A 13,481-nucleotide genomic window follows, 5' to 3' on the forward strand; every position below is an offset into this window, starting at 1 on the left:
ACGCTACGAGCGCAAAGCCGAGCACTTCCTCGCCTTCACCAGCATCGCCTGCACCCTCATCTGCTACCGCCGACTCACCAAATGAGATGACTTCTTAATCTTGGTGCTGTGTGTGCCCTGTTGGGCAGGGGCTGATGACAGGTGGTACAGATGCCGGTCCACACCCCAGGATGTCCTGGAGGGCGTCGAGGACTTGGTAGAGGGTGAGACCGGTCCGGGTGCTTTTGGGGACAGGCGCTGTTCGGTGTACTCGTGCTGGTCGTGGGCGGGAGTCCGCGGAGAAGATCATCCGTCAGCACGGTTGGGCCGAAGAGAAACGCGATGCAGCAGCGTCGGCGAATGTGCGAGCCTTCTTTCCCAGACGCCGACCGAGAAGACTCTGATGACCCGCGATGACGCCCTCAAGCAGCTCAGCCACATCGCGCGCGAGCGGGCATTCGGTAGGCACGTCGGGTCGGACCGGCTCATCCAGGCAGGGCTTGACGCACTCATTGCCGAGGTCGAGAGTCCCTCCCTCGCCATGTTGGCCGGCCTCCTCCGGAGCGAGGAACCCGAAGCGCCAGCGCTCTTCGACCAGGTACTGGAGGAGCTGGGACTGCTCTTCCATCCGCCTGCCGACCCTGGCGCCGCAAAGTGGGCGATGGCCCACTGGATCGCCGGTCAGATAGCCGACGGGACCCTGGATCCCGCCACTGGTACCCACCTCATCTGGTCAGACATCGCCTACGACCTCGGCTACCCCGAAGAGCTGCAGTCCCTCGTCTCGTGCCATTTCAACCTGGACGAATGGGAGGAGAACTGGGGAGTCTCCGTCGAGGAGCTCAACGAAGAAGCAATCGAGGCGGCGAAGCAGTTCCTGCGCAAGAAGCCGACAGCAGAAGCGGGGAGTTGACCGTCCGGTTCTTGCTCGCTGCGGTTCGGCCGACTCCTACGATTCTGTGCATGCTGGATCCCGAACTACTGGAACGGATCACCGCGCACCGTGCGGAACTGGACGAACTCGAAGAACAGCTGGCCAAGCAGCTGGCAGAGGTGCGGGCCGAGCAGGACGAACTTGCTGTCGCCGAACGTGTCCTTGAGCAAGTGAGCGAGCAGCTCGCCGACGAACGCGCCCAAGCTGCGCCGATGCCCGGGCAGGTGGGCGGCCGGGCGGTGATGCTGATCCCGCACCGTGAGCCGGGCGCGGACGAAAGCATGCTCCCGCCGGACTACCAGCGCATCCTCGCCGCCGTGCGGCAGGCCGCCGGACCGGTCATGGCCCGCGAGGTCGGCGAAGCGGTCGGGGTGGACGTCAGCGTGCGGGCCAAGCTGGAACCACTGCGCAGCAAGCTGGTCAGACTCCTCGATCGCGGCTGGCTGCGGAAACTGCCCGACGGCCGGTTCACCACCCGCCTGTGACCAGGAACGCCGCCACTCGGAGCGGCTCGGAACAGGCGTAACCAGGGTGCCCCCGGCGGCCGTTGGAATTGTGTGACGATTACCGAAGAGCGCGCCGAGGACATCTGCTCGCTTGTCTACCAGTGCCGTCTGTCGCTGTCCACGCGCACCGTCAATCACCTCGCCGATCTGCTGCGGCGCCATCTGAAGGCCATACGGTCCAGGTGGCGGATCCTGCCGCCGGGGAAGATCGCGGTGATCGTCCTGGCCGTGCTGCGTCACGACCAGCGCCTGGCCGACATGGTCGGCGGAAACGACGTGTCCGAGTCCACGGTCCGCCGTTGGCCGGGACGAGCTGATCGGACTGCTCGCCGCCCGGGCGCCCCGCCTGGATCGCGCCCTGATGAAGGTCGCCAAGCAGGGCGGGGAGGTGGTCCTGATCGACGGCACCCTCATCCGCACCCAGCGCCGCACCGGGACGGCCGACCGGCGGAACTTTTCCGGCAAGCACCGCAGCCATGGCCTGCACTTCCTCGCCCTGACCGACGAGAGAGGCCGACTGGTCTGGATATCTGCGGCCCGGCCTGGCCGCACCCACGACAACACCGCCGCCCGCCACGACCACATCCTGGCCCACCTGCGCGCGGCTGGCCTCGGGGCCTTGGCCGACCTCGGCTTCCGCGGCCTGGACAACGACATCCGCGACGCCGTGATCGTCACCGGCTATACCCGCCAGCCCGCACCCACAAGCTCACCCCAGGCCAGAAGGACGCCAACCGCGTCCTCGCCTTCGGACGTGCACCGGTCGAGCACGGCTTCGCCCACCTCAAGAACTGGCGGATCCTCACCAAGCTCCGTACCGATCCGGCCTGGGCCACCCGACTCCTGCGTGCTCTGCTCGTCCTGACGAACCTCGAAGTCAACCGCTGACGGATGATCTCCTCCGCGGACTCCCGCCCACGACCAGCACGAATACCCCGAGGACCGATCACACCAGCCCTTTGACCCGGGACTTCAAGTTGGCGACAACTCACTGCCCCAACCATGCGCGCTCCAGCCCCGACCACAGACCCGACCACGGCAGGTCACAGCGTTACGCGAACCATTCGGCGGAAAGCTGAGCAGCGGTCCGGTCATTGCGCACCACCGAAGTCGGGACTGTAAGACGTTCGGTGTAACTCCCGATCATGGAAGATGCATCGATGACCAGTGAGTACGTGTCCGAGTCCGAGGCTGTCGAGCCTACGAAGGCTCTGTCGGCGAAGGCCGTGGACGACCAGTTGATTGACGAGCTGGTGGGCCGGGCCCAGACCGAGGGCCTGCAGCTGACCGGGGAGGGCGGGCTGCTGCAGCAGCTGACCAAGCGGCTGCTGGAGTCCGCTCTGGAGGGCGAGATCACCGACCATCTCGGCTATGACAAGCACGATCCGGCCGGCAGGGACGGCGGCAACTCCCGCAACGGCAAACGCTCCAAGACCGTCCTGACCGATGTCGGGCCGGTGGAGATAACCGTGCCCCGCGATCGCGACGGCTCTTTCGAACCGAAGATCGTCAAGAAGCGGCAGAAGCGCCTGACCGGCGTCGACGAGATGGTCATCTCGCCGGCCGCGAAGGGCCTGACCACCGGCGAAGTGCAGGCTCACCTGGCAGAGGTCTATGGCGCCGAGGTCTCCCGCCAGACCATCTCCACCATCACCGACAAAGTCCTGGAGGGGATGGCCGAATGGCAGAGCCGGCCCCTCGACGCCGTGCATCCGGTGGTCTTCATTGACGCCATCCACGTAAAGATCCGGGTTCTGTCGACGATCTTGTGATCCGGGCGGTCGAGGCTCACCGTGTGAGCAGGACGCGTTTGCGAAGGAGATCGAGACCGGCCCTGCCGAACATCTGGCGTTTCAGCATCTTCAGACGGTTGATGTTGCCCTCGACGGCGCCGGAACTGTGCGGCAGAGACAGCCCGTTGCGGACCGCGTCGAAGTCGCGGCGGAGGTTGCGGGCAAAGCCCGCGAGCGGAGCCAGACTGTCGCGTTCGACGTCGGTGATCCAGTCTTCGAGGCGGTCGCCATGGCGTCCGGTCATCATCGCGGCGAACTTCCTGATGTGAAGAGTGAGCCGGTCGAGTTCGGGATCGCGCTCACGCAGCCGGTGTAGCTTTTCGGCGTGCTCGTCCCGCAGGTGCTCGGGGTGGGTCATGATCCAGGAGGCGACCTCGCGGACCGATGGGGGCTTCGGTCCCGGGTCGGGTGCGTGTCCGCGCCCGGTCCGGTAGCGTCGCAGATGCCGCTGAACAGCCAACTCGCCGCCTGAATAGCCGAGTTGTTTGATCTCCCGGTGGAGCTGGGCGGCGTTCCTGACGCCCTCATTCCAGCGCCGGTGCAAGTAGCCGACGTACGGGTCGACGACATGCGCTCGTTGGAGGTTCTTGGCCACGACATCGTCGGCGGAGCGGGCGTTGACCAGTTTGCGGACGGTGGCCTGGTGCAGCCCGAGCCTCCGGCCGATCGCCGCCTTCGACATCCCCTGCTGCCACAGCTCGTGGGCGGCAGCATGTTGCTCGCGCAGCCGGATTACGATCTTCAGCTCTTTCGGCGGCCGGACCACCTCGGGCTCCACCTCCACGTGGTCGGGGCTGGAGGCCGAGCCGGGAGGAGTTTCTGCCAGGCGGGAGCGATGGGCGTGGACCGTTTTCTCGACCGCCTGGCCGAGGTTGGCCCACAGGTGATAGCGATCCGCGACCTGTTCGGCCTGCGGCGCCCCGACCCGAGCGCCCTCCGAGTAGCCGCTGGAACGGTCCCGGCAAATGATCCTCACCTCGGGGTGATCGCGGAGCCAGCCGGCCAGGTCCTCACCTTCGCGGCCGTCGTAGAGGTGCAGTGGCCGGTGGGTGGCCATGTCGATCAGGACCGTGCCGTAGTGGCGGCCCTTGCGGAAGGCGAAGTCGTCGACGCCGAGGATCTCCACCTTGCCGATCTCCGGCTCGGGCAGAGACCTGACCAGCAGCAACAGCGTGTCCTTACCTACGGTCAGGCCGACCGCGGACGCCAGTCGGGCTCCTGCCCGGCCCGCCAGGGCCAGCCCGATCTGCGTCAACACCCCGCGCAGCAGCGGGGTATGCCGACGGTGCGGGGTGGTCAGCCCCGAGACCTGTTCGGCGAACGTCACCGCCGTGCAGGCAGGATTCTCGCAGCGGAAACGGCGCACACATAACTCGATCACGACACCGAGCCCGCCCACAGCGACATCACGCAACCTGCGTACGTACCGACCGTGCACCCGGGCCGAGCTGTGGCCGCACCGACAGGAGCCAGTCGTCGCCCGCACTCGCGTTCTCAGCACTACCTGGTCCGGTCGCCGCTCGACCTCCTCGATCAGCAACGCGGACAGGTACGGAAACAGCTCCAGGAGAACATCACGAGAGCACGCGATGCATGATCGCGAACAGGCGGAGCAACCTGCTCAGCGTCCGGATCACAAGATCGTCGACAGAACCAAGATCCGTGACGGCGCGGTGGCCAACCGGCCCATCTACGTGGCTCTGGCGGTCACGGCGGAGGGCCGGCGGGAGATCCTGGGGCTGTGGGCAGGCGACGGCGGCGAGGGCGCCAAGCACTGGCTGCACATCCTCACCGAGATCAAGAACCGTGGCGTTAGCGACGTGCTGATGCTGGTCTGTGACGGACTCAAGGGCCTGCCCGAGGCGGTGGAGACCGTCTGGCCGCAGACGATCGTGCAGACCTGCGTAGTGCACCTGCTGCGGAACTCCTTCCGCTATGCCGCCCGCCAGGACTGGGACAAGATTGCCAAGCTCCTCAAGCCCGTCTACACCGCCCCCACCGAAGAGGCCGCCCTGGACCGGTTCGCCGAGTTCGCCGACGCCTGGGGCAGGAAGTATCCGGCGATCGTGAAGCTGTGGGAGAACGCGTGGGAGGAGTTCACCCCGTTCCTGCGGTTCGACACCGAGATCCGCCGCATCGTCTGCACGACGAATGCGATCGAGTCGGTCAACGCCCGCATCCGGCGAGCGGTCAAGGCCCGCGGACACTTTCCCAACGAGCAAGCAGCGTTGAAGTGCGTCTACATGGCGATCATGTCGCTTGACCCCACCGGCAAGGGTCAGGCCCGCTGCACCATGCGCTGGAAGACCGCGCTGAACGCCTTCGACATCACCTTCGACGGCCGCCTATCGGCGGCCCGTCACTAACCCCAACTACCCCAGTTACACCGCTCGTTTGGCTCTGGCCCGTAGTCGGTGGTGACGCCGAGTAGCCGTCCGTGATCATGATTTGGTGATGGACGTCAACTCCCTTGTAATGACGGTGTTTTCCGGGCTGTCGGCGCTGGTCGTCGAGGACGTGACGGACGGCGGTGAGGCAGTGGTGGTCACGGCCCGCACTCGGGAGGACGCGGTGCCGTGTCCGGTGTGCGGCACGTCGTCGGCGAAGGTGCACGGGTATCACCGCCGTACGGTGGCAGATGTGCCGGTCGATGGCCGCCCGGTTGTGGTTCGACTGCGCGTACGGCGGTTGGTCTGCCCGGTGCTGGCCTGCCGGCGGCAGACCTTCCGCGAGCAGATCGCCGGGCTGCTGGAGCGCCATCAGCGCCGCACGGTGCGGCTTGCCTGGCAGATATCGCAGGTGGCACGGGAGTTGTGTGGCCGGGCGGCCGCCCGGCTTGCCGGCCTGCTGGCCGTGCCCGTGTCCCGCAGCACCGCATTGCGTCATCTACGGCGTCTGCCGCTGCCGCCGCATGCGGTCCCGCGGGTGATCGGTGTGGACGATTTCGCCCTGCGCCGCCGTCACCGCTACGCCACTATCATCACGGATGCCGAGACCGGCCGACGGGTCGCGGTCCTGCCCGACCGCGAGGCCGCGACGCTGGAGTCCTGGCTGCGCGAGCATCCTGGTGTCGAGGTCGTGTGCCGGGACGGCTCGGCCACCTACGCCGAGGCCGTCCGCCGGGCCCTGCCCGACGCGGTGCAGGTCAGCGACCGATGGCACCTCTGGCGCAATCTCTGCGACAAAGTCCTGCTCGAGGGCCGCGCCCACGCCGGCTGCTGGGCCACCATCAACCCGCCCCGCCCTGGCGGAGTACACGAGCAGAACACCCGTGAACGCTGGAACAAGGTCCACGGCCTCCTCAAGCAGGGCGTCGGCCTGCTCGCCTGCTCCCGCCGCCTGGGCCTGGCCCTGAACACCGTCAAACGCTACGCCCGCATGCCCGAACCGCAGGCCCTGCGCATCGTCCCTACTTACCGCTCCACCCTCGTCGACCCCTACCGTGACCATCTGCGCGCCCGACGGGCGGCCGATCCGGCCGCCCCTGTCACCCACCTGCTGCGGGAGATCCGGGAGTTGGGCTACTCCGGCAGCGCCAACCTGCTGGTCCGCTACCTCAACCAAGGCCGCGCCGAAGGCGACCGTCCTGTCACCACCTCGCGTCACGCCAGCCGTCTCCTGCTCACCAACCCCGACGACCTACGCCCGAAGGAAACGGCCCTGTTGGAAGAGATCGCCGCAGCATGTCCTGAGATGACTGCACTGGCTGATCTGGTGCGCAGCTTCGCCGCCCTGCTGAAACCGGTCGCCGGCAACGACGCGAAACTCACCGAGTGGATCGCGGCGGCCCGCGCAGTCGACCTGCCTCACCTGCGCAGTCTCACCAACGGTCTCGAAATCGACCGGGCCGCCGTGGACGCCGGCCTCACGTTGCCCTACCACAACGGCCGCACCGAAGGCGTCAACACCCGCACCAAACGGATCATGAGGCAGATGCACGGCCGCGCCAGCTTCGGCCTCCTCCGCCACCGCATCCTCCTGCCATGACAAAAACTCGGCGTCACCACCGACTACGGGCCAGAGCCGCTCGTTTGACAGACCCGGACTGGATGTTCTTGCCGAGTTGCGCGGCGCGGATCGCGGCGACGTACCCGCTCGAGCCGGCACCGAGGACGATGACGTCGTAGTGCGCGCTCATGACGTGCCCCCTTTCCAGGGTGTTCGATGGTTGGCTCGTGGAGCGAGTGGTCATGCCGCGCGGTGGTGGGGCGCCAGAGTGGCGTGGATCTGGTCGCGGATGTCGGCGACGACGGCTTCGTCACTGCGGTGCAGGTACACGGTGGCGGTGGTGCTGATGTGGATGATCGCGGTGATCACCCGCGCCAGCGTTGCCGCGTCGGCGGCATCGATGTGCTCGTCGCGGGTGAGCAGGCCGGTGATGCCGACCTCGAGGCGGCCGGCAAGGGCTAGACCCGCTTGCCGGTAGGGCTCGGCCGGGTCGCCGAAGACGAGTTCGTGCAGGTATGTGCGGCCGTTCTCGATGTGCTCCCTCACGCACTCCACCACGGGACGGATGAGAGCGATGACCGGCTCCAGTACGCCCTGCCCGACGGCGGCGTTCGCGGCGGCGAGGCCGGAATCGATGGCGGCGGCGAACTTCTCGTTCTGCACCATGATCAGCAACTCGGCCTTCGTGGACGCGTACAGGTAAAGAGTGCCGATCGCGACGCCGGCCCGGTGGGCGATCTGCTGTGTCGTGACCCCGCTGACGCCGTGTTCGGCGAACAGCTCGCGGGCTGCGGTCATGATGCGCTTGCGCTTGGCCTGTTTGGCCCGCTCGCGGCGCCCGATCGGCATGTGGCCGCGTCCCATGGGACCTCCCTTGACAATAATTCTGAGTAGGCTCATAGTTGAGTGTACTCGGGTTGACCGGGTGAGGCGAGACCCCGGAAGTCGCGCTGAATTGGCTGATCTGGTCTCAAACTTGGATAAACAGGATGAAGGCAAGGAGAGACGTCCCATGCGAGCGTTCGTCGTCACCAAGTACAAGGAGCCGCTGCAGGAGGCGGAGGTCCCCGAGCCCACCGTGGGGGAGCACGACGTGCTGGTGCGGGTGGAGGCCGCCGGGCTGAACCCGCTGGATGAGAAGATCCGCGCCGGTGAGTTCAAGCAGATCCTGCCCTACAAGCTGCCACTGATCCTGGGCAACGACGTCGCGGGCACCGTCATCGGCGTCGGGACAGCGGTTCGCGGCTTCAAGCCCGGAGACGAGGTCTACGCCCGGCCCGACCAGGACCGCATCGGCACGTTCGCCGAGCGCATCGCCGTCGCGGAGGGCGACCTGGCGCTCAAGCCCGCCTCGATCAGCATGGAAGAGGCGGGCTCGCTGCCGCTGGCGGCGCTCACGGCGTGGCAGGCGCTGGTGGAGCGCGGGAAGGTGCGGCCCGGGCAGAAGGTTCTCATCCACGCCGGCGCCGGCGGGGTCGGTTCGATCGCGATCCAGCTCGCCGCACACCTCGGTGCGAGCGTCGCCACGACCGCCAGCGGGTCCAACGCGGACTTCGTGCGCGCGCTCGGCGCGGACACGGTGATCGATTACCGCACCCAGGACTTCGAGCAGCTCCTGACCGGCTACGACCTGGTGCTGGACAGCCTCGGTGGGGAGACTCTCGAGAAGTCCCTGCGGGTGCTCAAGCCCGGCGGCAAAGCCATCGAGATCGCCGGTCCCCCGGACCCCGCGTTCGCCCGCGAGGCCGGCCTCAACCCGCTGCTGCGCCTGGCGGTCGCAGGCCTGAGCAGCAAGATCCGCAGGCAGGCCAAGAAGCTCGGCGTGACGTACGAGTTCCTGCTCATGCGCGCCAGCGGCGACCAGCTCCGCCAGATCACCACCCTCATCGACCAGGGCGTGGTGCGCCCGGTCGTGGGAAAGGTGGTCGGCTTCGACCAGACCCCGCAGGCGCTGCAGTCCCTGTCCCAGGGCGGCATCCGCGGCAAGGCCGTCATCGGCCACAGCTGACCCGCCGCAACCGCGACGGGCGACACAGAACACACAGCGACACAAAACGCACGAGGAGAATCCGTCATGAGCAGCACCGACATCCCGAACGAAGCCGTCATCACGTCCTATGCGAAGGCCCCGGCCCGCACCGTCAGTGCCGGTGGCGTCACCTACGCCTACCGCGAGCTGGGCCCGAAGGGCGGTATCCCCGTCGTCTTCTTCGTCCACCTCGCCGCGACCCTGGACAACTGGGACCCCCGCATCGTCGACCCCGTCGCGAAGGGCCGTCACGTCATCGCCTTCGACAACCGCGGTGTCGGGGCGTCCACCGGCCAGGTGCCGAACAGTGTCGAGGCGATGGCCGACGACGCCTACACCTTCATCAAGGCGCTCGGGTACGACAAGATCGACGTCTTCTCGTTCTCCCTCGGCGGCATGGTCGCCCAGGCCCTGGTGGTGAAGCACCCCGAGCTCATCCGCAAGCTGGTCCTCACCGGCACCGGGCCCAAGGGCGGCAAGGACATGGACAAGGTCGCCCGAACCACCTACTGGGACATCCTGCGCGCCACCTTGACCCGCTCGGACCCCAAGGAGTTCCTGTTCTTCAACCGCAACGCCACCGGCAAGGCCGCCGGGCGCGCGTTCGTCAACCGGCTCAAGGAGCGCACCGTCGACCGCGACGCGGAGATCAAGACCAAGGCGTTCCAGACGCAGCTGAAGGCGATCAAGAAGTGGGGGCGCTCCGCCCCCGACGACCTGTCGTCGATCACGCAGCCCACCCTGATCGCCAACGGCGACAACGACCGCATGGTGCCGTCGGTCCTGTCGGAGGACCTGCACCGGCGCATCAAGGACAGCAAGGTGATCATCTACCCCGACTCCGGGCACGGCGGCATCTTCCAGTACCACCAGGAATTCGCCCCCGTAGCGGTCGATTTCCTGGCCCGATGACCACCACCTGACCAGGAAAAAAGGGCAACATCATGAGCACGTCACCGGCCGCCGCGCCCCTGGAAGTGAAGAAGCGCCTCACCTCCTCGATCCTGCTGTGGGTGCGCATCGACCAGCCCCGCCAGACCGGCATGGACCACTGGAAGGGCCCGCACTCAGGGATCATCTCCGCCACCCCGGGCCTGGAGGAGTACCGGCAGATCCACCTCGCCGAGCACAACACGGGCCTGTGGCCGGCCATCGACGGGGTCCAGACCGCGATCCCCGCCGACCGGAAGATCGACGGCGTCGCGGAAGTCACCTTCCAATCGGTGCTTGCACCCCTGAAAGGGCGCGAGCAGACGAAGCTGGCCTACGCCGACGAGATCAACGTGTTCCGCCGCACCCTGCTCTACGCCGGCCCGCCGAACTCCTCTCGGTGGTACGACGTCGCAGGCCCCGGACAGACGGTCGGTGCCCGCGCGCTGATCTACCTTCGCCGCAGAGACGGGGTCGGCGCCGGCGCCTTCCGGAAGTTCGTCAACGAGCAGCTCGCACCCGCGCTCGCCGGCACCGGAGTGCTGAAGGAGCTGCGCACGCAGACGTTCCTGCCCTGGGTCGAAAAGCTCTGGGACACCCCGGACGTCGCCCACGACAATCCCCACGACCAGCACTTCCACGCCTCGGTCAGCCTCGGGTTCACCGACACCGCGGCACGGGACGCCTTCTTCACCGGCCACGCGATCGAGGACCTGTCCGACCGGCTGGCACCGCAAGTCTCCGCGATCCACGCCTACGACGTCACCGCCACCCTCACCTACGTCAAGAACGGCGACATCCTCCCGCGCTACCAGGAGTGAGCAGCGCAGGTGGGAAGCGGGACCACCGGATCTGCTCAGCAATCCATCCGCCCCGGCTTCCTTGCCCTCCTCGCGCCCCCGTCGCCATCTGATACCCACCACGCATCCGGAGCCAGCCATGAGCGAGCAGCAGAGCACCATCCACTACGAGCGCACCTCACCGCAGATCGCGAAGATCACCTTCGCCAACCCGCCCGTCAACCTCATCGCTGGCGAGACAGTCCTGCGCCTCATCGAGATCGTCACCGAACTGGCCACCGACCCGGACATCCAGGTCGTGCTGTTCGACAGCGCCACCCCCGACTTCTTCTACAACCACTTCGACCTGGCCGCCGCCGCCGACTTCCCCGCCCCCGAGGACCCGGACGCGGTGCCGGCCTGGACGAATCTGGTCCTGGAACTCTCCAAAGCGCCGTACATCACGATCGCTGCCATCCGCGGACGCACTCGCGGCGGCGGGAACGAACTCGCCCTCGCCCTCGATCTGCGCTACGCCAGCCGGGAGAAAGCGATCTTCGGACAGCCCGAGGTCGGCAGCGGACTGCTCCCCGGCGGTGGCGGCACCGAACGCCTCCCCCGGGCCATCGGACGCGACCGCGCCCTGGAAGCCATCCTCACCAGCGACGACTACGACGCCGACACCGCCGAACGCTGGGGCTGGGTCACCCGCGCCCTTCCCGACAGCGAACTCGACGCCTTCGTCGACACCGTCGCCGCCCGGCTCGCCTCCTTCGACCGCACCTCACTCGCCTCGGCCAAAGCCCAGATCAACAGGGCATCCCTGCCCCCGGACGCGGACCTGGTCGCCGCGTACGGCGAGTTCACCCGATCCCTCACCCTCCCCGGTTTCCTCACCCGGGCCGCAGGCACGCAGGCCGTCGTCGAACAGGCCGGCATCGACTTCGAGTACCGGCTCGGGCACTACATCGGCATCGCCAACCAGCAACGCTGACACCCACCAGGAAGCGAGCACGGACGCAGCGGATGCCGCGTCCGTCCTCTTTTGCCGCGGGGCCCACCTGATTTCCGATGTCTTCGGCACCGTGGTCGACCGGCGCACCAGCATCGCGGGCGAATTCGACGCGTCGGCGCCCGTGTCGCGGCACAGGCCGATTGGCCAGGACTCACCTCCAAGTGGCGCAGCCTGTACCCGCCGACACCGCTGCGAGTGGTGGCGGGGGAAGTGCCCCGGCGGTCGCTGGACGAACTACACCGGATGATGCGCGGACGAGTGCGTGCCGAGCATGGCCTGACCAAGGCTTCACCGACACCGACCGGGCCGAACTCGCGGTGCCTGGCACCGCCTGAGCTCGTGGCCCGACAGCCGCGATGGTCTGTCACCCCGGTGGTGCCCCGCTGCTGATCGGGCTGCTGCCGGATCGATCGCCGATGTCATCCACGGCTCGACGGCCGCGACGGTGCACCCCTTCTCGACACCGGCCGACCAACTGTTCGAACGCCATGGATCGCGGGGGCCCGACATGAAGAGATCACGTCGGGACCGAAGAACAAGCTCAGGCGTCCGTGCTGTGCAGGTCCGGGTAAAGCGCCTCGACCGGGCCGCTCAGAGCCGCCTTGACCCCCTTGGTCAACTCGTCGGCCAGGACCTCGTATTCTCCGGCCTCGACGGCGTCGTAGACCGTCGTCACCAGCTGCGTCGGCAGCATCTTGGGTCCGTCAGCGTGCGCGGCCATACCGGTGTCGACGTAGCCCATGTGCACACCCGTCACGTGGACGCCCATGGGTGCGAACTCGATGCGCAGCGAGTTGGTGGCCGACCACAGTGCGGCCTTGGACGCGCTGTAGGCGCCGCCGAAGGCATACCAGCTGGCAACGGAGTGCACGTCGATGAGGATTGACCCCTTCTTGGCGGCGAGGATCGGTGCGAAGGCGCGGGCGAGGAAGACTGGTCCGAAGAAGTTCGTCTCCATGTTCGCCCGGATGTCCGCCTCGGTGACGTCCAGCAGGCTCGCGCTCGGCGGGATGGCGCCCGCGTTGTTGACGAGCACGGTGACATCCGCCGCGGCGGCGACGGCCGCGGCGATCGACGCGCGGTCGGTGACGTCAAGGGTCAGGGGGACGATGCGTGCATCGTCCCAGGCGCGGGAGGAACGGGCGGTGGCGTAGACCTTGGCGGCGCCGCGTGCCAGGGCGTCGTGGACGAAGTGGGTGCCGATACCGCCATTGGCGCCGGTGACGAGGACGACTGCTCCATCGAGAGAGGGCATTGGTTCCTTCTTTCCAAGGGGATGTGAAGTGCGTGGCGGTGCACGGATGGAGCAATGACTCCTCGCCCCGCCGTGGGAGAATGAGCGGAGCCACATTCGAGCCCACGCGATAGTGACTGCAATCATAACCGAGTGCAGTCAGAATCGATCCCTGGAGGACACCGCCCATGTCTGTCGCCCCCCAGTCGGTCGGACGGCGCGAGCGGAACAAGCAGGAGAAACTCGACCGCATCGTCGCTGCCGCCAGTGAACTGTTCGCCGAACACGGCGTCGATGAGGTCACGACCCAGCAGATCGCCGACCAGGCCGACAT

The 13,481-nt window shown here is 67.4% G+C and carries 12 protein-coding genes and 3 pseudogenes; 11 read left to right on the top strand and 4 right to left on the bottom strand.

What is annotated here, in order from left to right; translation table 11 throughout:
- The first annotated feature begins 382 nt into the window (after positions 1 to 382).
- From ACFWWR_RS46555 to ACFWWR_RS46570, 4 genes and pseudogenes are all read left to right on the top strand, one after another.
- Positions 383 to 892 carry a hypothetical protein gene (locus tag ACFWWR_RS46555; protein ID WP_384310426.1) on the top strand — a complete coding sequence of 170 codons (510 nt, stop codon included), beginning with the start codon at positions 383 to 385 and terminating at the stop codon, positions 890 to 892.
- A gap of 50 nt (positions 893 to 942) precedes the next feature.
- Positions 943 to 1,398 carry a hypothetical protein gene (locus ACFWWR_RS46560; protein ID WP_384310429.1) on the top strand — a complete coding sequence of 152 codons (456 nt, stop codon included), beginning with the start codon at positions 943 to 945 and terminating at the stop codon, positions 1,396 to 1,398.
- A 382-nt stretch (positions 1,399 to 1,780) separates the two neighbouring features.
- Positions 1,781 to 2,284, top strand: coding sequence for a transposase family protein (locus tag ACFWWR_RS46565; RefSeq protein WP_384310431.1), 504 nt, complete (start codon positions 1,781 to 1,783; stop codon positions 2,282 to 2,284).
- A gap of 295 nt (positions 2,285 to 2,579) precedes the next feature.
- Positions 2,580 to 3,170: pseudogene (locus tag ACFWWR_RS46570) on the top strand (transposase); the annotation flags it as partial.
- 37 nt (positions 3,171 to 3,207) lie between these two features.
- On the opposite strand, the gene ACFWWR_RS46575 reads toward ACFWWR_RS46570, so the two are convergent.
- Entirely contained in the window at positions 3,208 to 4,713 is a 1,506-nt protein-coding gene (locus ACFWWR_RS46575; protein WP_384310433.1) for an ISL3 family transposase, read from the bottom strand.
- A 154-nt stretch (positions 4,714 to 4,867) separates the two neighbouring features.
- Here ACFWWR_RS46575 and ACFWWR_RS46580 point away from each other — a divergent pair.
- Positions 4,868 to 5,578, top strand: a pseudogene (locus ACFWWR_RS46580) (IS256 family transposase); the annotation flags it as partial.
- 115 nt (positions 5,579 to 5,693) lie between these two features.
- Positions 5,694 to 7,199, top strand: coding sequence for an ISL3 family transposase (locus tag ACFWWR_RS46585; RefSeq protein ID WP_384310443.1), 1,506 nt, complete (start codon positions 5,694 to 5,696; stop codon positions 7,197 to 7,199).
- A 61-nt stretch (positions 7,200 to 7,260) separates the two neighbouring features.
- On the opposite strand, the pseudogene ACFWWR_RS46590 reads toward ACFWWR_RS46585, so the two are convergent.
- Together ACFWWR_RS46590 and ACFWWR_RS46595 are read right to left on the bottom strand one after the other, a co-directional pair.
- Positions 7,261 to 7,350: pseudogene (locus ACFWWR_RS46590) on the bottom strand (FAD-binding protein); the annotation flags it as partial.
- Between the two features lie 50 nt (positions 7,351 to 7,400).
- Entirely contained in the window at positions 7,401 to 8,024 is a 624-nt protein-coding gene (locus tag ACFWWR_RS46595; RefSeq protein ID WP_384310435.1) for a TetR/AcrR family transcriptional regulator, read from the bottom strand.
- 148 nt (positions 8,025 to 8,172) lie between these two features.
- Between ACFWWR_RS46595 and ACFWWR_RS46600 the strand changes: the two genes are divergently transcribed.
- From ACFWWR_RS46600 to ACFWWR_RS46615, 4 genes are all read left to right on the top strand, one after another.
- Complete coding sequence (locus tag ACFWWR_RS46600; protein ID WP_384310438.1) at positions 8,173 to 9,168, top strand: NADP-dependent oxidoreductase; 996 nt, start codon at positions 8,173 to 8,175, stop codon at positions 9,166 to 9,168.
- A gap of 66 nt (positions 9,169 to 9,234) precedes the next feature.
- Positions 9,235 to 10,101, top strand: coding sequence for an alpha/beta fold hydrolase (locus ACFWWR_RS46605; protein ID WP_383878327.1), 867 nt, complete (start codon positions 9,235 to 9,237; stop codon positions 10,099 to 10,101).
- A gap of 32 nt (positions 10,102 to 10,133) precedes the next feature.
- A complete protein-coding gene (locus ACFWWR_RS46610; RefSeq protein WP_384310440.1) occupies positions 10,134 to 10,940 on the top strand; it encodes a strictosidine synthase in 807 nt (268 codons plus the stop codon).
- A gap of 118 nt (positions 10,941 to 11,058) precedes the next feature.
- Positions 11,059 to 11,892 carry an enoyl-CoA hydratase/isomerase family protein gene (locus ACFWWR_RS46615; RefSeq protein ID WP_383878331.1) on the top strand — a complete coding sequence of 278 codons (834 nt, stop codon included), beginning with the start codon at positions 11,059 to 11,061 and terminating at the stop codon, positions 11,890 to 11,892.
- Positions 11,893 to 12,454: 562 nt separating this feature from the next.
- Here ACFWWR_RS46615 and ACFWWR_RS46620 read toward each other — a convergent pair.
- A complete protein-coding gene (locus ACFWWR_RS46620) occupies positions 12,455 to 13,168 on the bottom strand; it encodes an SDR family oxidoreductase (RefSeq protein ID WP_383878333.1) in 714 nt (237 codons plus the stop codon).
- 167 nt (positions 13,169 to 13,335) lie between these two features.
- Here ACFWWR_RS46620 and ACFWWR_RS46625 point away from each other — a divergent pair.
- A partial coding sequence (locus tag ACFWWR_RS46625) for a TetR family transcriptional regulator (protein WP_384310445.1) occupies positions 13,336 to 13,481 on the top strand: 146 nt, incomplete at its 3' end.

It is taken from the genome of Streptomyces sp. NPDC058678 (genome assembly GCF_042714835.1).
GTDB lineage: Bacteria > Actinomycetota > Actinomycetes > Streptomycetales > Streptomycetaceae > Streptomyces.